Source organism: Clostridium yunnanense (assembly GCF_016595795.1).
GTDB lineage: Bacteria > Bacillota > Clostridia > Clostridiales > Clostridiaceae > Clostridium_AR > Clostridium_AR yunnanense.
The window spans coordinates 126,263-148,327 of the sequence record NZ_JAENHN010000071.1 but is presented as its reverse complement, the minus strand read 5'-3'; the positions used below and the strand labels follow the sequence as shown (position 1 = coordinate 148,327).

Here is a 22,065-nt window from a genome sequence, read left to right as displayed (position 1 = left end):
AATGACTAATTTAATAATTTTAAGGAGTCTTATAATGAATTTATCAAAAGAATTTTTACCTATCAGTAAAGAAGATTTAAAAAGACGTAATATAGAGCAATTAGATTTTATAATAGTTACTGGCGACGCTTATGTAGACCATCCTTCCTTTGGAACTGCTATAATCGGAAGAACCTTAGAAGCAAATGGTTTTACCGTGGGAATAATACCTCAACCAAATTGGCATGATTCTGAGGATTTTAAGAAGTTAGGAAGACCAAAATATGGTTTCCTAGTAAACTCAGGAAATATTGATTCTATGGTAAACCACTATACTGCTGCAAAGAAAAAAAGAAGAGATGACTTCTATTCACCCGGTGGTGAAGCAGACCATAGACCAGATAGAGCTGTCATTGTTTATTGCAACAGAATAAGAGAAGCCTTTAAAGATGTTCCAATAGTAATTGGAGGTATTGAAGCATCACTTAGAAGATTTGCTCACTATGATTACTGGGATAACAAAGTAAGAAGAAGTATCCTCCTAGACTCAAAGGCTGATTTGTTGAGTTATGGAATGGGTGAAAAGACCATAGTCCAAATCGCTAACCTTTTGTCTTACGGTATGGATGTAAAAAAGATTACCGATGTAAAAGGAACATGTTATCTAACTAAAGATATAAGCGATCTTAGTAAATATGTATTAGTTCCTTCCTTTGAAGAAACTGTAAGCAGTAAGGAAGCTTATGGCGAAAGCTATAAATTAGAATCTTACGAACAAGACCCAATAATCGGCAAGACTGTTATTCAACCACATGGAGATAGATATCTAGTTCAAAATCCTCCTCAACTTCCTTTAACTGAAGAAGAGATGGATATAACATATAACCTTCCGTACACTAGAACCTATCATCCTATATATGAAGCAAAGGGTGGAATTCCTGCAATAAATGAAGTTAAGTTTTCAATTACAAGCCATCGTGGCTGCTATGGTTCATGTTCTTTCTGTGCCTTAACTTTCCATCAAGGAAGAATAATACAAAATAGAAGTGGAGACTCAATAGTAGATGAAGCAAAACTGCTTACTACTCTAGATGATTTTAAAGGATACATACATGATATAGGTGGTCCTACTGCTAACTTTAGGCATAAATCTTGTAAAAAACAAGAAAAGTTCGGAACTTGTAAGGATAAACAATGCATGTTTCCAAAGCCTTGTAGCAATCTTATAACCGATCATAGCGAATACTTAGGAGTGCTTAGACGAGTTAGAACTTTGCCAGGTATTAAAAAGGTATTTATACGTTCTGGAATAAGATATGATTATTTAATTCATGATAAAAACAACGAATTCTTCTCTGAACTTTGTAAACATCATATAAGCGGACAGCTAAAAGTTGCTCCTGAACATGTTAGCGATAAAGTATTAGCTCAAATGGGAAAACCTACAAGAGAAGTCTATGATAGATTTGTAAAGAAATACTACCAAGTAAATGAGAAGATAGGTATGAAACAGTTTTTAGTTCCTTATCTAATGAGTTCCCATCCTGGAAGTGACCTAAAAGCTGCTATTGAATTAGCACTTTATATAAAAGAGATGGGGTATACTCCAGAACAGGTACAAGATTTTTACCCAACACCTGGAAGTATATCAACAACAATATATTATACTGGAGTAAATCCTTTTACCGGAGAAAATGTTTATACCCCAAAAACCCAAGAAGAAAAAAGTATGCAGAGAGCATTACTGCAGTTTGCAGTTCCTAAAAATCACTCTCTAGTTAAAAAAGCATTGCTTAAAGCTGGAAGAGAAGATCTTATAGGTAAAGATAAAAACTGTCTAATAGACTGGACTCCAGCTAAAGAAAGAAGTCATAAAAGTAGTGGTAAAAAAACAAATAAAGCTGATTCTTCTAGTACAAAAAATAGTAATAACAACAAAGCCTCTAACTCAAAACATAATAATAGAGCTTCAGAAAAAAATCATGTTAAAGATGTTAAGAGCTTTGGTAATAAGTCAGATAAAAACACTAATGGCAGGAGCAATTCTGCAAAAGCAAAAAGCAAAAGAGTACACTAGAATAAAAAACTTTTAAAATCATTGATATGTCTATGTTTAATCGGCATAAAAATTTTATGCTTTCCTATACAGCAAAAAACTCACTGAAGATAACTTCAGTGAGTTTTTTGCTGTATCATAACTTCTTAAATAACCCCATACAGTAATTAAATACTAATAATGTCACTAGCTCGCTTATAATACTATAAGGATACAAGCTTACTCCGAAGAGCTCTACTAAGTTATCTAATATTATAAATACAGTTGCAATTATAATTAGTCTAATTCCAGGCTTATTTACAAATTTTCTATCTAAAGCTAAAATCGCTAGGGCTAGAATTATTGTTGGAACTACAATAAAGGCTAATGTAAATACATATTCTGATTTTAACATAATTATATACCCAAATCTTAACGATATGCTTATACCAGGCTCGTAAATAGCCAGCAGCATGGAGTAAAATATCGTAAAGATAGCTATAATACTATAAGTATTAGAAAACTTAATCTTATCATTCCTTCTACAAATGTAATATATAATATACAAAATTGCTGGAATATAAATATAATGTAGAAAAACTAAGTACTTAATATAATATATATATTTTTGATTTTCTAATATGGCAAGTAAGATTAAAGTAATATATTTTAGCATAACAAATAAGATCATAAAAATGGATATTATCTTAATCTTTATAGGTGCCCACCTTAACAACTTGTCCAATATAAACATACATAAAAAAATTATAAGTAATAATATTACAAAGTATAGATATATCCCTACCATATCACACCTCTTAATATTTTGGTTCTTAGCCTTAAGCCTTCACAAATCTTAATATACCACTTTCATTACTATAAGTAACAAAAGAAAATCTAATATACCTTTCTATTTATGATAATGCTTGCAAAGCTTAAAGAAACTCTTACTTATAATTTATTAATATATTATTTAATTTATTCCTAAAACCTTTATGCCACCTTCAATACATTCTAAACGTAGCGGAAATCCTGGTCCTTTTTCACCATCTATATCAGTAACAATATCTTCATCTGTTTCTATAGTAATTTCTTTAGTCTTATAATATATAACCTTAGGATCATCTAAATGTTCCCCTCTAATAACTCTAATAAATAAAGGTATTAAATCCTTTATAGAAACAGCCTTAAATATTATTACATCTAAGTAGCCATCCATAGCGTCAGCACGAGTAGCTAGTTTAAAATTTCCTGCTGTTTGCCCATTAAATACTAACATCAGATACATATGTCCATCATATTCTAATTCTTTAGATGAAATCTTAACTTTAAGTTTTCTGAAGTTAGGTAGTTGTTCAAAACCTTTTAGATAATAGGCAAGCTTACCTATCATATTTTTTAAGTTTTCGTCAGTTTTTTGAGAAACATCTGTAAATAGACCTGTACTTGCTACATTTATAAAATACTTGTCATTTATTTTTCCTATATCCACTGGCCTAGGAGAGCTATCTAATATTTTCTTACAAGCTGAACCTACATCTGATGGTATATCTAAAAACTTTGCAAAATCATTTGCAGTTCCTACTGGTAATATTCCAATTGGCAAATCTATATTTTTAGACTTCATAGCGTTCACTAATGAATCCACAGTTCCGTCTCCACCAGCTACCAAAATGTAGTAATATTCTTCATCAATATCCTGTAGAGCTTCTGATATATCAGATTCTTTATTTATTCTGTAGGGAACAATTATATATCCATATTCTTGATGTATACTTATAACTTTATCTAATTCATCTAGAATAACATTTTCACCTGAAAATGGATTATATATAAATTTCACCTTTCTCATACAATACCTCCATAATAACACTATGTAAAATTATTGCATTTTTTACATCATATTCTTTTTAAAATCAATCATTAAACATTATAACAGAATTATAAACTTATGTCGAGGTTGTCCAGTCAGCCTGAAATTTTGATTTAATTATAATATATTAGTTATATATTCCAAATATCAAATAACAAACTATTTAATTAACGATTTTTATGTACTAGTAAACTTTTAATTAATTCAACTTATTTTTCACATGCATTAATTGATTATATAATTTATATTTTAAAAGTAGCTTTATCTAAATTTTTAATATATCATAATATATTATAGCCAATTTCAAGATTATTATAGATTTACGCAGTGTCCAAATGGCATTTTATTAGTAAAACAAGTAAAAATCATTAAATATCTACATTTAATGATGAATATATGAGATTTTACCTCTTATACTTTTATTAAAAATGAGTTATAATTATTTATTGATGATGGAATTATATTTATTTTACTAGGAGTGATTATATGAGAAAAAGTAGTATACCTAATTTATTTACATTTGCAAACTTATCTTTTGGAGTATTCTCAATACTTGCAACGCTAAATGAGGATTATTTTTTAGCAGCAATATTCGTAATTATAGCTGCACTTATTGATAGATATGATGGAAGAGTTGCTCGTTTTCTTAATGTATCTAGTGAGCTAGGTAAAGAACTAGATTCTTTAGCAGATTTAGTATCTTTCGGTGTAGCTCCTTCTATATTAATTTACTCACAATTCAGCTTCAACAGCTTTGGCCCAAAAGGTTTACTAGGATATTGTGTGCTTATTATATTCCCTATTTGTGGAGCTTTTAGACTCGCTAGATATAACTTAGCTGAATTTGATGGTGTTTTTAGAGGCGTTCCAATAACAATAGCAGGTAGCTTAATGGCTATATTCGCTCTGATAACAACAAGATATACTGTACCAATGGCTTTACCTATAATATTACTTTTAATTTTCTCTTATCTAATGGTATCGAATTTTAAACTTAAAAAACTTTAATATAAGCTTACAGATTAGAGGACCTTTTAGGTCCTTTAATCATGTTCAAAATCCTTATGATCATTTTCATCCTCATGATGTTCTTCAAAATTCCCCTCTTCATGCTCCGTATCCTTATCATCACAAGGTTCGCAGTTGTCATTCTCATCATCTCTATTTTCATCATGATCTTCACACTCATCGTCTTTTTCGTCTTTTTTCTTTTTACGCCTCTTTCTTGTATTGGGCGGATGAATAGGCTGCCTTCCTCCAGGACCATTTTGACCAGGACCTCCGCTTGAATTTTGGAATAGCAACTCATTATCTATCTCTGTTAGTATTATAGATTTTTGAGCAGTTTTTAACGCAATTACATCTGCTTTGATTCGTATGTAATCAAGATAGCAGCACTCAACACTTTGAATAACATTAAGTAGTACATCTATAATATCACCAAGCTGATTAGCCCTTTTTATAGCATCTCTTACTTCCTTTTTTCTAGCAAGTGCAATTCCATTTAGCTCACCTGCACCACCTATAAGCAATCTATATGAATTAACGTATTTTGTTAAGAGATCAGTTAAATTATTTACCTCAATAAAATATGAATCAAATAACTCTTTATAGCTTTCCATTCAATCACCCTATTATTGCTATCATAACAATATATTAATCTATCTATTATTTAATTCCTTACAAAAAACGTCAACTTTATAGTGCCTTCTACAAAAATATATTAGCTTGCTCAATAAAGAACAAGCCAATACATTTTATATGTTACTTCGCAATAATTCATCTATAAACTCATCATCTACAGCCCTAAAAAGTTCATTGAATAGATCTTCATCTTTCTTCTTTCTTAAGAGTTCTTCTTCTGTCTCATTGTCAACAAAATCAAACAATTCTATATTTTTCATTACAACTGGAAAAAAGTATTCATCTGCATAAGAAAATTTCATGGTATTTTCCTCCTATTTATCTTTACATTCTGTAAGTGGTTCAAAATATGCTCTAGGAAACTTACATAAAGGACATACTTCTGGAACTTGTTTTCCTTCATAAATATAGCCGCAATTCATACATCTCCAAACTGATTCAGTACTAGATTTAAATACCGCTCCACATCTTACCTTTTCATATATATCTTTAAATCTTTCTCTATGACTTTCTTCTACCTCTCTAAGTTCTTTATAAAAATCTGCAATAGCTTCGAAACCTTCTTTTCTAGCTACTTCTTCAAATTCCTTATAGATTTTATCAGTTTCTTCCCCTTCACCTTCCATTGCATCCAACAGATTTTCTTCTGTTGATTTCACCATACTTAAATACTTTGCCCATACCTCTCTTGCATGAGTATATTCATTTGACGCAGTTAAATCAAAAACTTGGCCTATCCATACAAATCCTTCTTGCCTTGCTTTTTCAGCATATAGATTGTATTTATTTCTTGCTCTCGACTCTCCTGCGAAGGTTTTTAGCAAATTCTTTAAGGTTTCACTATCCTTTATTTTCATAAAAATTCTCCTAAAAATACTACACACATTAATATATTCAAACATATTACAATTGTTACCAACTATACTTCTGTTAGAGTAAAGCTATAAAAAGTCGCTGAAGCGCCCCTCTGAAAGCATTGAAATATCTCGGTTTAATCAGCATAAAAATTTTATATCTTTCTTTACAGTAAAAAAATCGCGGTTTCCCGCGATTTCTTATTTTGTAATTATCTTTTTTGTTTCATCACAAACTATGGATATATCCTGCATTTCTTTGGTCTTAGTAACCAATACAACTTTATAACCCCATAATTCTTGGACATACTTTAAAGTTTCTTTTGCGTAACCTATATCTAACTCTCTACCATCAAATACATGCTCTAAAGTAAGAGTATTATCTCTTCTATTCAAATCTATAACTCTTATATACGGTATACTTCCGACCCCAGTGTTAGACGCTATAGTATCTCTTATTTTTTTCCATCCTGACTCGTCAGCTACTTCATCAACTACATAATCAAAGCCTTTTTTAGCATATTGGAACAAATTAAGTTCAGCACATAATTCTTCAGTAAGATATTTTCTTAAAAACGAATTATCTCTCTCTATAGCTCTAACCTCAAAAATCTTATCTCTGCCATATCTCTTTTCGATATCCTCAAGAACCCTAAATCCAATATAATAAGGATTTAAACCTCCTAGCATCGGAGCAACTACATCATTATGTCTTTTTAAGAATTCAAAATGCAATTCCTGAGGAAGATTGAGCTTCTTTAGTATATTATAATGCCAAAAACTCGCCCATCCTTCATTCATTGTTTTTGTTTCAATCTGTGGTAAGAAGTATAACGTTTCTCTTCTTACTATAGTTAAAAGACTCTTCTCCCAATCTTCCAAATCACCATAATCTATTATGAACTGTAGCAAATCATCTTCTGGACTTAAAGGAATTTTTGATAAATTCGGCTCCTCAATAGGATCATTACTATCTAAGATTCCTCTGCTTTCAACTTTTCGTGAATAATCCTCTATAAGTCTTCTCCTTTGGTCACTCTGTGATATCTTTTTCTCGCCGATAACACGGCTAATCTGATATCTTATTGCATGAGCTGCATCTAATACCCTTTCAACTCTCTGATATCCTATGCTTGGATTATTAATATATCGTCTCACAGTCTCCGCATCTAACTTGAACATCTCTAAGGTATTGTCTGCATCAGTACCTTCCTTAAACAATCTGTTATTCTTAAAAAAGTCATTATGTCCATATACATGAGCCATTGTTAGAATTTGAAGAAGCAAAGTGTTATCCTTCATAAGATATGCTAAACTTGGATTAGAGTTTATTACCATCTCATAAGGCAATCCAGTAAGATTTAGATTATATAAAGTTTTATTTTTTTCATAGGATTTCCCGTAGCTCCAATGAGGATATCTTGATGGCATTCCTACATAAGCTTCGTAGCTTAACATTTCATTGTAACCTATTATTTCAAATTCTTGAGGATAAAAGTCAAGACCAACTTCTTTAGCCATATCCTCTATTATTACATTCCATCGTTCTAAGTCTTTAACTGTATAATCCATCACCCTTCCTCCTTAAGCTCCTTAGACAGCATGTATTTCAATGCGTTCCATAGGTCTTTCTTTTCTTTCACAACAACCATTGCAAAATTTTTCTTTTTTATTTCCTTTAAGAACCTATAGTACATAGTTGTAGAGTAAGTAGAAGGCAACAGTTCTGCATAACCAAATAGATTACTTATCTCACATAGATCATTTACTGCTTTTATTGCTCTCTCATTGTCTTCACTCCAGTTATCTCCATCTGAAGCATAGAAAGGGTATATATTCCACATATCTGGAGGATACTTTTCCCTTATAACCTCTAAGGCTTTATTAAGTCCTGAAGATATATAGGTTCCACCAGATTCAGCCTTGTGGAAAAATTCATACTCATTAACAACCTTAGACAAAGTAGTATGAGATATAAATTCAAAAGCTATATTATTATACTTTCTTCTAATAAACCTAGATAATACAAAGAAGAAAGATCTTGCAAGGAACTTCTTAGAATTATCCATTGAACCAGATACGTCCATTATAAAAAGCATAACTGCGTTACTCTCTTTTTTAGGTTTTTTCTTAACCTTATAATATCTCATGTCTTCTTCTCTAAATGGAAATCTTTCAATTTCTTCGCCTTTTCCAATTTCAGCTAATGCTCTTTTCTTTCCTTGCTTTCTAGCAATCTTGGCCATTACAGTCTTCTTTTTAGCAAGCCTTGGATTTATTCCATATCTTTGATAGCCTCTCTTACGACCAGAGCTTTCTACGATTATCTCAGAATATTTTTTTCTATCTAGGTTAGGAAGGTCAAGATCTTCTACTATATAATCTAATAACTCTTCTAGAGTTATTTCAGTTTCATATACATCTTCACCCTCTTGGTTGCCAGCAGAGCCGGGGCCATTGCCCCCTTGCTCTGAAGCTTTACCTACCTTATCTCCTCTTTTCTCTTCACCAGTACCATTTGCTACCCCGCCATTATTGTTTCCGTACACAAATTGATACTCTTTTATCCCTCTTATAGGAATCTTAAATTTCTTATTTTTTGATTCTCCAATTATACTTTCCTCAGAAAGTACATCTCCGAGATTTTCCTTTATAGATTTTTCAACTAATTGCCGATGTCTTCTTCTATCTTCTATTGCTCTATCATGTTCAACAGGATTTTCAGCATGGTCTCTGAAGATTGCCATATTATCAATCCTTCCACAAATTGTTTGCAGCGTATTTTAATATAACATCGCAGCAATGTGGGCAATATCCATTTTCCTTCATTTCTTCTACCATAGCATTATACTTCTCATCCTGTTCCTTATCTCTAACTCTAGATTTAGTTATGATTCTAGAAAGATCCTTAACTGAAGCTGTAAGCTTTTTCTCTATAGCTTCCTTCAAAGGTTCGTAAGCAGTATAATCTATATGACCACCATTTCTCACAACATAGAACATATATGAAGTTACATCAGATCTAAATCCTTTAGCTGAACTTTCTGAAATACCAATCTGCTCTTCTATACTTCTCATAAAGCTTTCATCTGGATTTAACTCTTCTCCAGTAGAATTATCTTTAAGCTTAGTTTTATTAACATATGCTTCTGCATTATCTATATAGTTGTTAAATAAACTCTCAGCTTGCTCTCTAAATGAATGTATAAACGCCTTAGTTATTTCTTTTTCAAGTATTTTATTATATTCCTTTCTTAATGTATCCTGTATAAAACCAAGATACTTTTTCTTATCTTCCTGTGAAGTATCTAAATCCTTAACTGACTTTATTATGTTTTCCATAATACTCAAAGGATTTATACATGGATATTCAGAACTTGAAAGAGCATTATCAATAGCTTTAATTATAAATCTAGTTGATATTCCTTTCATTCCTTCATTAGGACCTGCTTCTTCCTTAAGTTCTAACAGATCTAATCTCTTTGTAGAACCTTTTTCTACGATATCTTCACCGTTGTATATCTTAAGCTTAGTTATTGGATCTACCTTTGCTGATGGAGCTAATCTAGAAAGAATTGCAAACATTGCCGCAATTTCTAGGGTATGAGGAGCTATATGAGCGTTAAAGTTACTCTTCTTTATTATCTTCTCATATATTTTCTTTTCCTCGCTTAACTCCATACAATATGGAACTTCAATCTTTACTATTCTATCAAGTATCGCTTCATTAGTATGATCTGATTTAAATTTGTTCCACTCAGCCTCATTTGAGTGAGCTATTATAAGGCCATCAAAGTATATCATAGATCCTTTTCCAGGTGATGGAACTGATTTTTCTTGAGTTGCTGTAATTATTGTATGAAGATATTCAACGTCATTTTTGAATACTTCTATAAATTCAACAAGACCTCTATTACCTACATTAAATGCTCCATTAAGTGAGAATATTCTTGGATCATCCTCAGGGTACATATCCATCTTAGATATATCAACTGCACCAGTTAAAATTGATGTATCTTGATTATTTGGATCTACAGGAGGAACTACACCTATACCCTTTCTTGATCTGATTGAGAACCCTTTTGTTTCTACTGGAAAGTCCTCATATCTTCCATTAAACTCATTCATTAGTCTATATCTGCATACAGGACAAAGATCTCCTTCTATTTGAACTCCAAGCGATTCTTCAAACTGAGGTCTAAGATGCTTTGGAATAAGGTGAAGTGGTTCTTCATGCATAGGGCAACCTTCGATAGCATATATTGGATCTGCCATTTCTAAAGCCTTCTTTAAAGCTTCAACCAATGATGACTTTCCTGCTCCAACTGGTCCTACTAAATAAAGCACCTGCCTAGCTTCTTCTCCCTTCATTGAAGCTGAATAAAAATAATTAACAAGCTTCATCAATATCTTATCTATTCCGAAGAAGTCATTTTCAAAAAAGTTATACCTTTTTATCATTTCATTGCCATATATTTTTCTAACCCTTGCGTTCTCTTCAGGTTTTAATATCTTTACACCCTTATCAACTATGATGTCATAGACTCTCTTGTGCGCCAACTTTGCTACATCTGGGTTTTCCTTTACTATTTCCAGATAATCTAGAAATGTCCCCTTAAACTTATGCTTATTATGTTTTTCTCTATCACTCTCAATAAATTGCTTAAAATCCATATACATCTCCCTCCTTTTATAAAAATATATTCAGAGGGACAAACCATCTATGACTAATCTGATTTGAATATTTGTTAAATAAGAATTATTTTTATCGTGCATACTTTTATCAAACCTAGACTAGTACTACTAAAACTATCTTTTCTTAGCGTGTTTTAAAAAATTTAGTTTTATATTTGTAAATTTAGAAGACTTTATATTTAAAAGAAAAAAAGCTATTAAGTTATAAAAACTTTCTAGCTTCTTAATCTTATAAAACTATTTGAATATCTATGTTTAATCCATATAGATATCTTATACTCTTTTATACAGTAAAATTCATTTTAGTTATCACAGTACAAGAAATTGTATAAAGCACCTATTAAGTTAGAATCATTTTCAAAAGCACATTTTTCTACAGCAATATCTAACTTTGCATAATAACTTTTCATTTTACTAAGTTTTTCATTTACGGTATCATAGAAATCTGACCTACTACTTATAGCACCACCAATTAATATTTTTTCTGGGTCTATGATATATTTTAGATTAAATATTCCTCTTACTAAATAGTTATACCATTTATCTATGATATTCTTTACGTCCTCGTCTCCACTTTCAGCCATTTCAAAAACTTTTTTACCATTTAGTTCATCTACATTTAAATTCTTTGCTTCAGCAACTTTTTTTACTAACCCAAAAGTTGATGCATTATTACTCCAAGTATGCCCTTCTATCTCATCACTGTAATCAACAAGCATAAATCCAAATTCTCCTCCATGGAGATTTTTCCCTCTAAGAATCTTTTTATTAACTATAATACAACCGCCAATACCTGTTCCTATTACTACACACATAAAGTTTTCGCAGTCCTTCGCTGCCCCAAGCCAGCCTTCAGCAAGCCCAGCACAATTAGCATCATTTTCAATGGATACTCTTAAGCCTGTTCTTTGTGAAAGCAATTCTTTTATATTAGGACCATGTATATAATCTACAGCACTAGCACCATAAATAATTCCGCTTTTTGGTTCTACTGCTCCTGGCATACTACAAGCTAATCCACTAATTTCATAACTGTTCTTAAAACCTTCTACTAGATTTCCCACTACTTCAATGAACTCATTTATCCCACTCTTAGGTGTAGGAATACTCCCTTTTTCATAAGAAACACCCTCACCATCCATAATAGAATACTTTATTGCTGATCCTCCAACGTCAATAACCACATACTTACTCATAAAAATCTCCTCCATTGTAAACATTACCATATCAAGGTATATTTCTTCATATTTACAGTATACTTTTTAGCTTGCTACTAAAAACTTAAATCCTTTTTAATATTATTTAAATTTAGGCATTACTATCACCGAACTTCATTAAAGTATCGGAGAAGTGATGATTAAATTTACACACACACCAAAGCATTTTGACACACCAAAATTTATTTAAGATTTTAACTTGTATATATTTATTATGATAGAAAAATCAAAAAAATCAAAGACCTATTTTTTTATTTTTAGTCTTTGATTTTTGTATTCATATAGATGTACTCATTCATTAACAACAACTTATAATATATTTTTTAACGCAATGACCTTTCAAAACCTTGATATAACTATATATTTATAAAATTTTATATTGTTATAATCTTTCTTGTGCTTAATAAGCTTATTGAAATTAACTAATTAACTTTGCTTTTCATCAAAATATGATTATGAACTACCCTAAGAACTCGTTCACCATATCTATCAATCTTTTTCTCTCCTACACCACGTATCTCTTTAAGCTCCTCTTTTGTTTGTGGCCTTAAGTTAGCAATCTGTATTAAAGTAGAATCAGAGAATATTATGTATGGTTTTACATTTTCACTTTGAGATAAATCACGTCTAAGTATTCTTAGCTTTTTAAATAGTTCTTCATCTAGAACAGTATCATCATTAGTATCTTTAAGCTTCGCCATTACCTTTTCTTTGCCCTTAAGAATATCTACAGACTTTTTATTAAGCTTCAGCATAGAATAAGTACCTTCTTTTTTATCTACAAAGCCCTCATCTATTAAAGTTTGTACTATATCTTTAATAAACTTTGTACTATATTCTTTCATAATACCGTAAGTTGAAAGTTCATTTAATTTGTTGTCTAGTATCTTAGGGCCTGAATACCCTCTAAGTATATCTACCATCACAGATATTCCATAACGTTCTTTAGTTCTATAAACACAAGAAAGAATCTTTTGTGCTTCCACAGTTATATCTCTAAGTTCGTCATTACTTAGGCAATTAGAGCAATTATTACAGTATTCTTTTATATCGCTTTCTCCAAAGTATTGTAATATAAAATGCCTGTAGCAATTATGTGACTCACAAAAATCAACCATTGCTTGAAGCTTTCTAAGTTCAATTTCTCTTCGATTTAATAAAGTGGAGGTATTTATCATATACTCTAAAGAAGGTATATCCTCTCTTGAATACAGTAAATGGCATTGACACTTTTCGCCATCTCTTCCCCCTCTTCCGATCTCTTGGTAGTAGTTTTCTATATTTTTAGGTAAAGAGAAATGAACAATATATCTGACATTTGACTTATCTATGCCCATTCCAAAGGCATTGGTTGCTATCATAATATCTTTCCTATCAAAAAGAAACTCATCTTGGAAAAATTCCTTTTCTTCGTCTTTTAAACCTCCATGATACTTTGCAGTGCTGTACCCTCTTTCTCTTAGATATTCATAAAGTCCATCAACATCTTTTCTTCTTGAGCAATATATTATCCCTGATTGATCCTCATGTTCTCTTATTATATCTTTAACGAATTCCAGTTTATCTACTTCTTTATGGATATTCATTGATAAATTATCTCTATTAAAACTGCTTATATGTACATATGGATTGTTAAGTCCTAAAAGCTTCATACTATCTGCTCTAACTTCTTCAGTGGCAGTAGCGGTAAAAGCAGTTATTACAGGCCTTTTTGATAATGAATTTACAAAGGGCAATATAAATCTATAGCTTTGCCTAAAATCGTGTCCCCACTGAGATACGCAATGAGCCTCATCAACTGCAACCTGAGATATGTTTAAACTTCTTATAAGCTTAACGCAATAATCTAACTCTAATCTTTCTGGAGCAATATATATGAGCTTGTATTTTCCTATAAGAGCATCCTCTATTATTTCAACGATTTCATTTTTATTTATAGTGCTATTTATGAAGGCAGCATTTATTCCTACATTATTTATACTATCTACTTGATCTTTCATTAAAGAAATAAGAGGCGATATTACTAGAGTTATCCCCCCCATTAAAACTGCTGGTATCTGATAACAAACAGACTTTCCACCACCGGTAGGCATAACAGCAAATACATCTCTTCCACTTAATATGGTTTGTATTATTTCTCTTTGTCCTTCTCTAAAACTAGAAAAACCAAATACTTTCTTTAATACCTTTAGTGAATTGTCCATTTGACACCTCTGCTCTCGTCACATTTATATCTTTAATTATACTTTTTATACAATCCAATTTCTATAAGAAAATAATTGTATAGATTTATATTAAAATAAAAATGAATCAGCTTAATTGTAAATAAACTGATTCATATCATCTTTAATTATTGACTTGTATTATTTATCTTATACTTTTCTTAAATTTTAAATATTTACTAGTACTATTGAAATTAATTGGTTATACAGGAGATGCTATATGAGCGAGCAACTAGAATTAAATATTTTTATTCAACATCAAACCCAGATTTTTTATAAAGCTCGTAAAAATGATTAGTCGGACCTACCCCTTTACCAAGCTCTATGCTGTGTTCAATAGCTACTGTAATATATTTTTTAGCTTCATCTACCGCTTCAACCATACTCATGCCCTTTGCAACATTAGCTGCTATAGCTGAAGATAATGTACATCCAGTACCATGTGTATTTTTTGTATTTATTCTTTCCTGTTTAAAGCTTATGAGTCTTTCTCCATCAAACAAAGAATCTATAGCATCTCCTTCAAGATGTCCACCTTTTACAAGAACATATCTAGGTCCTAACTCTTTTAAATCTTTTGCAGCCTTATACATTTCTTCAAAGTTTGTTATTTGATATCCTAATATTTCTTCTGCCTCTGGTATATTTGGTGTAATAACCTCTGCAAGCGGAAATAACTCTTTTATAAGGGTTTCTTTTGCATCCTCAGAAAGAAGCTTAAAGCCACTTTTTGAAACCATTACTGGATCTAAAATTACCGGTGGCAATTTATTTATCTTTTTTAAAGCCGATGCTATTGCATTAATTGATTCTATTTTGGATACCATTCCTATTTTTATAGCATCAACTTCAATATCATCGAATATAGCTTCTATTTGCTTCTCTATTATATCTGGATTAACATCTTGTATACCGAAAACACCTTGAGTATTTTGAACTGTTATTGCAGTTATAACACTCATTCCATAAACTCCATTAGCTGAAAATGATTTTATATCTGCTTGAATTCCAGCTCCTCCACAAGTATCTGAACCTGCTATTGTAAGTGCTTTTCTTATCATTTATAAAGCCTCCCTTTTGATAACTTTTTTTATAACTGGTACTGATAATAATATTACTGCAAGAATTGCTCCTCCAGCACAGCTTAATGAGAACGGGAAAACATATGCAAAAGCAGCTACCTTTTTACCTAAGACCATTGTAGCCATTGGGTATGCTATCAAAGCTCCTATTATCCCTGTTCCTATGAACTCGCCTAAAGCTGTAAGATATATATTTTTAAACTTCTTATAAACTATTCCTGCTAAAAAAGCTCCAACCATACTTCCTGGAAATGCAAGTATTGAACCTGTCCCTAAAATATTTCTTAGCAGTGAGATGCAAAAAGCATTAGCTACTCCGTAGAAAGGTCCAAGCACCACTGCTGCAACTACATTTAAAAAATGCTGAACCGGAAACATCTTTCCACCTAAAAAAGGTATATAAAAAACCGATCCTGTAACTGTACCAAAAGCTATAAATAAACCACTTAGGGTTAACTTATAGACCATACTCTGATTGTTTTTTGTGTTAGCACTACTCTGTTTCATAAAAAGATCTCCTTCTTGTAATCTGTGAAGAAGTGTTATAAATTCTGTTTTTAGCCTATTTAAAATTCTTATCGTAATTGAAATATCTAGGTTTAGCTAACTGAAAAATTTTATACTTTCCTAGACAGCCAAAAAAGTGCAGCCTAGAAAGCTGCACTAATTAACAAAATTATTGTTGCTTCCCTACGCTGGCTTTAACCAGTTCAGGTGTTAAGAGTCAGAGAATATCGTTCTCTATCTCAGCCGGCATAACCAGCCCCCCTAGCACAGATTATTATTTATTTTTAATATAAATTATCTTAACATAAAAGCTATAGGTTGTCACTGTTTTCATCAATGTCAAACCTATCCTAACCATTAATTTCAAATCACTTTTATCAACTTTCCCTACTGATCACCAAAGACTTTTTTCTTAAGTTCTATACCAGTCTTAGTAACGGCTAATCCACCTTGGGCTGTCTCTCTAAGTTCACTTGGCAGACTCTTACCTACTCTATACATAGCATCAACAGTATCATCAAAAGGTATTTTTGAATTTACTCCTGCCATAACTAGGTCAGCAGTAGTTAAAGCACTCACTGCCCCTGCGAAGTTTCTCTTTGCACAAGGAACTTCAACAAGTCCAGCTATAGGGTCACATACGAGTCCAAGTATGTTCTTTATAACTATAGCAGCAGCATCTAAGCTCATTTCAGGTGTTCCTCCCATGAGTTCCACAACTGCAGCTGCACTCATTGCTGCCGCTGCACCACATTCCGCCTGACATCCACCTTCTGCACCAGCAACTGTTGCATTTTGAGCTATTATACTTCCAATAGCAGCTGCTGCAAATAAGCCCTCAACTAACTTCTCATTAGATAGTTGTAACTTTTCTCCTACAGTAAGAAGTACTGCTGGAAGTATTCCACAAGAACCAGCTGTAGGACACGCAACAATTCTTCCCATAGATGCATTTACTTCAGCGCAAGATATAGCCTTTGCCATAGCAGATACCATCACATCTCCAGTTAAACTCTTCCCTTGCTTTAAATAATTTTGAAGCCTATATCCATCTCCACCAATCAAACCACTTACTGAATGTACTTCTTTTTCACAACCTTCAGTAGTTGCTTCAATCATAACCGTAAGGCTTTTCATCATTTCATCAAGGATAGCTTCTCTCGTAGCCTCACTTCTCTCCATCTCTGATTGAATTGCAAATTCACTAATAGTCCAATTATTTTTCTTACATAAACTAATAAGTTCTTCCCCATTCCTAACCATCTTTTGTTATATCCCTCCCTAATAGGATTAATTTATAATTAAGCTTTAACTGGATTTATCTTTATAACATTATCAACAGCTTCTACCTTTTTTATCTCATTTATAACATCTTCTGTAAGAAAACTATCTACTTCAAATATCATTGTAGCAGCCTTACCCTTTGTAGTTCTGAATACGCTCATAAAAGCTATGTTTACACTATAATCATAAAGAATTGACGAGACTTTAGATACTGCTCCTGGAACATCTCTATGAGATATTATTACTGTAGGATACTGACCTGTAAAGTTAACTTCCTGGCCATTTACTTCAGTTATTACAATACTTCCTCCACCAATTGAAGAACCTGTTATCTCGGAAATCCTATCATTTTCATCCTTTATTACAAACTTTACTGTGTTTGGATGTACTTCTCCTAGATATTTTTCCTTGAATTCAATCTTTATTCCTTTTTCCTTAGCTATCTCAATAGATTCTCTAAGTCTTAAATCACTAGGCTCCATTCCAAGTATTCCTGCAACCAAAGCCCTATCAGTACCATGACCTTTATAAGTCTTACCAAAAGACCCATGAAGAAGAAATGTAACCTCTTTTACTCTCTCGCCAGCAATGGCAGCTGCAACTTTCGCAAGCCTAGCTGCCCCTGCAGTATGAGAGCTTGATGGCCCAACCATAATAGGGCCTATTATATCAAAAGCTCCGTATTTTTTCATTTGTCACACTCCATATTTAAAATCAATATTTATAAAAGCAACTACCGCCTATAAACTCTCTAAGTATAGAATTTTCAGGAACCATATCACTATCTATAGCTTCAAAAAGTTTTAAAAAATCTATAAGCCTTTCAGCTTCATTGTACACTTCACTATCTTGATGTATTTTGGATAGTTCCTCAATAGCGCAGTTTTTAAGAACCGATAATTCATAAACTAAAGTTGAATTAAACATAACATCTGCCTGCTCTTGATATACAAATATATTTCTTTCTTCTCCTCGCTTTATAGAAGGCCACATTTTCAGTGTTTCATCTCCACCATAACCTCTAGATAGAAAATCCCTTACAATTCTTCTTATTTTCCTTACATCTGCTGTTGCAATTCTATTATGATTGTCTACGTTAAGTTGTGTCAAGGCACTTATATAAATTTTAAATTTATTGTGATCAGGTATAGTTGAAGTCAATATATCATTTAGCCCGTGTATTCCTTCAATTATTAAAACCCCATTTTGAGGAAGCTGCATATCATGCCCTTCTTCATCTCTTGTTCCAGTTTTAAAATTATAGGATGGTATAGTTACCTTTTCTCCTTCAAGCAGAAGGTTTAAGTGCTTATTAAATAGCTCTAAATCTAATGCATAAATTGATTCAAAATCTGGTTTTCCCTCTTCATCAAGCTGAGTTTTATCTCTATCTACAAAATAATCATCTAAAGAAATAGGTATTGGAATTAGTCCATTAACCCTTAATTGTATAGCTAATCTTTTTGCAAAAGTTGTCTTTCCTGAAGATGAAGGGCCTGCAATAAGTACTATTTTCACTTCATTTCTATCATGGATCATATCTGCAATATATGCTATCTTTTTTTCATGCAATGCTTCTGAAACTCTTATTATTTCATCAAATTCCCTTCTAAGAACTTTTTGATTTAAGGAGCCTACATCCGCAATATCTAGTATATTTAGCCACTGTTCTGTTTCTTGAAATATCTTCTCAAGCTTTTCTTGAGGTTCAAAAACAGGAATCTCTAGCCCTTTTCCTTCTTCAGGAAATCTAAGCAAAAAACCAGGTTCATGATAAGTAAGTTCATAATGCTTAAGAGCTCCCGTAGAATAGCCTAATTTACCATAAAAATAATCATATCTTCCGTCTAATTCGTATAATCTAAGTTCATTATTTTTAAGATTCTTAAGAAGTTTTAACTTATCCTCCATACCATATGAAGAAAATATCTTTATTGCTTTTTCCTTTTTTACTTTAAGAGTTTTAATTGGAATATCCTTTTCTATAAGTTCATCCATTTTCTTTTTAATCAATATGATATCTTCTGCATCCAAAGCCTTCTCCATATGAACTTCTCCAAATAAACCCTTACTCAAAGAATGTTCTATTGTTATCTTAGCACCTGGAAATAAGTCTAAAGTCGCTTTTATAAATAAAAATTGTAAGGTCCTCGCATAAGCTCTATTTCCAATTCTATCGTCAGCAGCTACAAACTCCACCTTACCTGGCTCTTCTACGAAGCAACTAAGCTCATAGTACTTATTGTTCAACTTGCCTAACACTATAGGAACGTTATTCCCTTGGTAATAAGTATTAACAAGTTCCTTAAATGTAGTTCCCTTTTCCACTTCGATAATTTGATTATTAATCTCAAGTCTCAATACCATCATGTATCCACTCCTAAAACTCTCAATTTTATGAAAAACTTAATTTATATTTTTACACTACCTTAGAAGTTTGAATTTAATTTTCAAAATAATATTTTTCTAATAATATTATACATCTTTACATTTAAAAAAATCCTAATATTTGAATAATTTAAACTAGTATAACAAACTATAACTTTGGAGAGGTGATTTAATTGCTAATAGTACTTATAAGGACTGTAATACTTTACTCTGTAGTAGTTTTAGTTATGAGACTTATGGGAAAAAGACAAATAGGTGAACTTCAACCTTATGAATTTGTAATAACCATGATGATATCAGATCTTGCTGCATTACCAATGCAAGATACTAGGCTACCGCTGCTTTTAGGAGTTATACCGATAATAACATTACTAATGCTAAAAACCCTTTTATCAGAAATACAGTTAAAAAGCAAGATAGCTAGAAGGGTTATTGATGGAACTCCTTGTGTCCTTATAAAGGAAGGTAAAGTAAACTTTGAGGCACTTATAAGTCAAAGAATAAATGTAGATGACCTTATGGAAGAGCTAAGATTAAGCGGTTATTTTAATATCAAGGACATACAATATGCGATTTTAGAGAATAACGGGCAGGTTTCAGTTATTCCTAAAAAAGCTGTATCTCCTGCTACAAAGGAAGATGTAAAAGTAGAAGGGGAAGAGGACAAACTTCCAGTTATTTTGATTATAAATGGTAAGTTAGAGAAAAAGGCTCTTCAGCGAATAAATAGGGATTCAAATTGGCTTCAAGATATGTTGAAAGAAAATAATGTAGAAAGCATAAAAGATGTATATATAGCTATGACTGATTCAAATGCACAATTTTTTCTTCAAAAGAAAGATGATGTCATTGATTTTGGAGATGAAGACTTATGAAAAATACACTTACATCACTTTTTATTTTTTTATGTATATTAGGTTTTATCTTTTATTCTCATAGTAATCTTATAAAAATATGTGATACTATATCTGAAAAATGTACTGTGCTAGAAAAATCCTTACAAGAAGATAACTGGGATGATTCCTATAAACTTGCTGTAGATCTTAAAGAGTACATAGAAACAAGCTTTGAACCGCTATCTGTTTACATCAATCATCAAGAAGGCGATGTCCTTGTAAATGAATCTCTAAAGCTATCCCAATACAGTAAATACAAAGATAAATCCGAAGCTCTCTCAAGTATTCATCTTATAAAATATTCTACTAAAGCAATAAAAGCTCTTCAAACACCAAGTATAGAAAATATATTTTAAAATTATTTTTATTATTTTCTGGTAGAAAATATAAAAATAATAGTATATAATGTAATAAAGGGATAAACAGTCCCACTGGGACTCAATAAGTCCCTTACCATATGATTTTTATAGAGAAGAAAGGTGGTATAAACATGTCATTAGTAAGTGCTAAAGAAATGTTAAATAAAGCTAGAGATGGAAAATATGCTGTTGGTCAATTCAACATCAACAACTTAGAATGGACTAAGGCTATACTATTAACTGCTCAAGAAAATAATTCACCAGTAATCCTTGGTGTATCTGAAGGTGCTGGAAAGTACATGGGCGGATATAAGACTGTTGTAGGAATGGTTAATGGATTATTAGAAGACTTAAAGATAACTGTTCCAGTTGCATTACACCTAGACCACGGTAGCTACGAAGGATCTTACAAAGCTATGGAAGCTGGATTCTCTTCAATAATGTTTGATGGATCTCACTATCCAATAGATGAAAATATAGCAAAAACAACTGAATTAGTAAAAGTAACTAGTGAAAAAGGTCTTTCATTAGAAGCTGAAGTTGGTTCAATTGGTGGAGAAGAAGATGGAGTTGTTGGTGCTGGTGAAATAGCTGATGCTAACGAATGTAAGCAAATATCTGATCTAGGAGTAACAATGCTTGCTGCTGGTATTGGTAATATCCACGGAAAATACCCTTCAAACTGGAAAGGCTTAGCTTTCGATGCTTTAGAAAAGATCAATGATGCTACAGGCGAAGTTCCACTAGTTCTACATGGTGGTACAGGTATACCTGCAGAAATGATCAAAAAAGCAATATCTTTAGGAGTTGCAAAAATCAATGTTAACACTGAATGTCAATTAGCATTTGCTGAAGCTACTCGTAAGTATATAGAAGCTGGTAAAGATTTAGAAGGAAAAGGCTTTGACCCACGTAAGGTTTTAGGACCTGGATTCGAAGCTATAAAGGCTACAGTTAAAGAAAAGATGGAACTTTTCGGTTCAGTTAACCAAGCTTAATATAAAAAACCACTGAAGTGTCTTTCTTCAGT

Annotated in this window: 20 protein-coding genes and 1 riboswitch; of the genes, 5 read left to right on the top strand and 15 right to left on the bottom strand. The window is 31.9% G+C overall.

Annotated features, from left to right (window positions below; all coding sequences use genetic code 11):
* The first annotated feature begins 34 nt into the window (after positions 1–34).
* The gene (locus JHL18_RS25615) at positions 35–2,056 is read left to right on the top strand and encodes a YgiQ family radical SAM protein (RefSeq protein ID WP_200274606.1); all 2,022 of its coding nucleotides are present in this window, start codon (positions 35–37) and stop codon (positions 2,054–2,056) included.
* Between the two features lie 115 nt (positions 2,057–2,171).
* Here the strand turns inward: JHL18_RS25615 and JHL18_RS25610 are convergent, their stop codons facing one another.
* Together JHL18_RS25610 and JHL18_RS25605 are read right to left on the bottom strand one after the other, a co-directional pair.
* Positions 2,172–2,429: a hypothetical protein gene (locus JHL18_RS25610; protein WP_200274605.1), complete on the bottom strand. Its 258-nt coding sequence runs from the start codon at positions 2,427–2,429 to the stop codon at positions 2,172–2,174.
* A gap of 558 nt (positions 2,430–2,987) precedes the next feature.
* A complete protein-coding gene (locus JHL18_RS25605; protein WP_200274604.1) occupies positions 2,988–3,866 on the bottom strand; it encodes a YegS/Rv2252/BmrU family lipid kinase in 879 nt (292 codons plus the stop codon).
* A gap of 507 nt (positions 3,867–4,373) precedes the next feature.
* Here JHL18_RS25605 and pssA point away from each other — a divergent pair.
* Entirely contained in the window at positions 4,374–4,895 is a 522-nt protein-coding gene (gene pssA / locus JHL18_RS25600) for a CDP-diacylglycerol--serine O-phosphatidyltransferase (protein ID WP_200274603.1), read from the top strand.
* Between the two features lie 35 nt (positions 4,896–4,930).
* On the opposite strand, the gene JHL18_RS25595 is transcribed toward pssA, so the two are convergent.
* From JHL18_RS25595 to JHL18_RS25535, 13 genes are all read right to left on the bottom strand, one after another.
* The gene (locus JHL18_RS25595; protein WP_200274602.1) at positions 4,931–5,509 is read right to left on the bottom strand and encodes a hypothetical protein; all 579 of its coding nucleotides are present in this window, start codon (positions 5,507–5,509) and stop codon (positions 4,931–4,933) included.
* Positions 5,510–5,644: 135 nt separating this feature from the next.
* The gene (locus JHL18_RS25590) at positions 5,645–5,833 is read right to left on the bottom strand and encodes a hypothetical protein (protein ID WP_200274601.1); all 189 of its coding nucleotides are present in this window, start codon (positions 5,831–5,833) and stop codon (positions 5,645–5,647) included.
* A 12-nt stretch (positions 5,834–5,845) separates the two neighbouring features.
* The gene (locus JHL18_RS25585; protein WP_200274600.1) at positions 5,846–6,388 is read right to left on the bottom strand and encodes a rubrerythrin family protein; all 543 of its coding nucleotides are present in this window, start codon (positions 6,386–6,388) and stop codon (positions 5,846–5,848) included.
* 198 nt (positions 6,389–6,586) lie between these two features.
* Positions 6,587–7,957 (bottom strand): SpoVR family protein, encoded by a 1,371-nt coding sequence (locus JHL18_RS25580; protein ID WP_200274599.1) that lies wholly within the window; start codon positions 7,955–7,957, stop codon positions 6,587–6,589.
* Positions 7,957–9,132, bottom strand: a complete 1,176-nt coding sequence (gene yhbH / locus JHL18_RS25575; protein ID WP_200274598.1) for a sporulation protein YhbH — start codon at positions 9,130–9,132, stop codon at positions 7,957–7,959. Before yhbH ends, JHL18_RS25580 begins: the two co-directional genes overlap by 1 nt.
* A 4-nt stretch (positions 9,133–9,136) precedes the next feature.
* Positions 9,137–11,059: a PrkA family serine protein kinase gene (locus JHL18_RS25570; protein WP_200274597.1), complete on the bottom strand. Its 1,923-nt coding sequence runs from the start codon at positions 11,057–11,059 to the stop codon at positions 9,137–9,139.
* A gap of 323 nt (positions 11,060–11,382) precedes the next feature.
* A complete protein-coding gene (locus tag JHL18_RS25565) occupies positions 11,383–12,276 on the bottom strand; it encodes an ROK family protein (protein ID WP_200274596.1) in 894 nt (297 codons plus the stop codon).
* 443 nt (positions 12,277–12,719) lie between these two features.
* Positions 12,720–14,501, bottom strand: a complete 1,782-nt coding sequence (gene recQ, locus JHL18_RS25560; RefSeq protein ID WP_200274595.1) for a DNA helicase RecQ — start codon at positions 14,499–14,501, stop codon at positions 12,720–12,722.
* Between the two features lie 266 nt (positions 14,502–14,767).
* Positions 14,768–15,577, bottom strand: coding sequence for a bifunctional hydroxymethylpyrimidine kinase/phosphomethylpyrimidine kinase (gene thiD / locus JHL18_RS25555; protein ID WP_200274627.1), 810 nt, complete (start codon positions 15,575–15,577; stop codon positions 14,768–14,770).
* Between the two features lie 3 nt (positions 15,578–15,580).
* Positions 15,581–16,108, bottom strand: coding sequence for an energy coupling factor transporter S component ThiW (gene thiW, locus JHL18_RS25550; protein ID WP_243278168.1), 528 nt, complete (start codon positions 16,106–16,108; stop codon positions 15,581–15,583).
* 163 nt (positions 16,109–16,271) lie between these two features.
* A riboswitch (TPP riboswitch) is annotated at positions 16,272–16,381 on the bottom strand.
* 114 nt (positions 16,382–16,495) lie between these two features.
* The gene (gene sdaAA / locus JHL18_RS25545; protein ID WP_200274594.1) at positions 16,496–17,371 is read right to left on the bottom strand and encodes an L-serine ammonia-lyase, iron-sulfur-dependent, subunit alpha; all 876 of its coding nucleotides are present in this window, start codon (positions 17,369–17,371) and stop codon (positions 16,496–16,498) included.
* A gap of 38 nt (positions 17,372–17,409) precedes the next feature.
* Positions 17,410–18,084 (bottom strand): L-serine ammonia-lyase, iron-sulfur-dependent subunit beta, encoded by a 675-nt coding sequence (gene sdaAB / locus JHL18_RS25540; protein WP_200274593.1) that lies wholly within the window; start codon positions 18,082–18,084, stop codon positions 17,410–17,412.
* A gap of 22 nt (positions 18,085–18,106) precedes the next feature.
* On the bottom strand, positions 18,107–19,762 hold the full coding sequence (locus JHL18_RS25535; protein ID WP_200274592.1) for a nucleoside kinase: 1,656 nt from the start codon (positions 19,760–19,762) through the stop codon (positions 18,107–18,109).
* Between the two features lie 191 nt (positions 19,763–19,953).
* Between JHL18_RS25535 and JHL18_RS25530 the strand changes: the two genes are divergently transcribed.
* The 3 genes from JHL18_RS25530 to fba all read left to right on the top strand — a co-directional run bounded on the left by JHL18_RS25530 (position 19,954) and on the right by fba (position 22,033).
* Positions 19,954–20,655 carry a YetF domain-containing protein gene (locus tag JHL18_RS25530; protein ID WP_200274591.1) on the top strand — a complete coding sequence of 234 codons (702 nt, stop codon included), beginning with the start codon at positions 19,954–19,956 and terminating at the stop codon, positions 20,653–20,655.
* Positions 20,652–21,032 (top strand): DUF4363 family protein, encoded by a 381-nt coding sequence (locus JHL18_RS25525; RefSeq protein WP_200274589.1) that lies wholly within the window; start codon positions 20,652–20,654, stop codon positions 21,030–21,032. The genes JHL18_RS25530 and JHL18_RS25525 overlap by 4 nt, the downstream gene beginning before the upstream one ends.
* 134 nt (positions 21,033–21,166) lie before the next feature.
* On the top strand, positions 21,167–22,033 hold the full coding sequence (fba, locus tag JHL18_RS25520; protein WP_200274587.1) for a class II fructose-1,6-bisphosphate aldolase: 867 nt from the start codon (positions 21,167–21,169) through the stop codon (positions 22,031–22,033).
* Positions 22,034–22,065 lie beyond the last annotated feature (32 nt).

Coding starts and splice junctions, on each gene's coding strand:
- JHL18_RS25605 (WP_200274604.1), bottom strand. CDS start 3,866: ATGAGAAAGGTGAAATTTATATATAATCCATTTTCAGGTGAAAATGTT.
- thiW (WP_243278168.1), bottom strand. CDS start 16,108: ATGAAACAGAGTAGTGCTAACACAAAAAACAATCAGAGTATGGTCTAT.
- fba (WP_200274587.1), top strand. CDS start 21,167: ATGTCATTAGTAAGTGCTAAAGAAATGTTAAATAAAGCTAGAGATGGA.
- JHL18_RS25565 (WP_200274596.1), bottom strand. CDS start 12,276: ATGAGTAAGTATGTGGTTATTGACGTTGGAGGATCAGCAATAAAGTAT.
- JHL18_RS25615 (WP_200274606.1), top strand. CDS start 35: ATGAATTTATCAAAAGAATTTTTACCTATCAGTAAAGAAGATTTAAAA.
- JHL18_RS25585 (WP_200274600.1), bottom strand. CDS start 6,388: ATGAAAATAAAGGATAGTGAAACCTTAAAGAATTTGCTAAAAACCTTC.
- yhbH (WP_200274598.1), bottom strand. CDS start 9,132: ATGGCAATCTTCAGAGACCATGCTGAAAATCCTGTTGAACATGATAGA.
- pssA (WP_200274603.1), top strand. CDS start 4,374: ATGAGAAAAAGTAGTATACCTAATTTATTTACATTTGCAAACTTATCT.
- sdaAA (WP_200274594.1), bottom strand. CDS start 17,371: ATGGTTAGGAATGGGGAAGAACTTATTAGTTTATGTAAGAAAAATAAT.
- JHL18_RS25595 (WP_200274602.1), bottom strand. CDS start 5,509: ATGGAAAGCTATAAAGAGTTATTTGATTCATATTTTATTGAGGTAAAT.
- JHL18_RS25525 (WP_200274589.1), top strand. CDS start 20,652: ATGAAAAATACACTTACATCACTTTTTATTTTTTTATGTATATTAGGT.
- JHL18_RS25570 (WP_200274597.1), bottom strand. CDS start 11,059: ATGGATTTTAAGCAATTTATTGAGAGTGATAGAGAAAAACATAATAAG.
- JHL18_RS25610 (WP_200274605.1), bottom strand. CDS start 2,429: ATGTTAAAATCAGAATATGTATTTACATTAGCCTTTATTGTAGTTCCA.
- recQ (WP_200274595.1), bottom strand. CDS start 14,501: ATGGACAATTCACTAAAGGTATTAAAGAAAGTATTTGGTTTTTCTAGT.
- JHL18_RS25535 (WP_200274592.1), bottom strand. CDS start 19,762: ATGATGGTATTGAGACTTGAGATTAATAATCAAATTATCGAAGTGGAA.
- JHL18_RS25590 (WP_200274601.1), bottom strand. CDS start 5,833: ATGAAATTTTCTTATGCAGATGAATACTTTTTTCCAGTTGTAATGAAA.
- JHL18_RS25580 (WP_200274599.1), bottom strand. CDS start 7,957: ATGGATTATACAGTTAAAGACTTAGAACGATGGAATGTAATAATAGAG.
- sdaAB (WP_200274593.1), bottom strand. CDS start 18,084: ATGAAAAAATACGGAGCTTTTGATATAATAGGCCCTATTATGGTTGGG.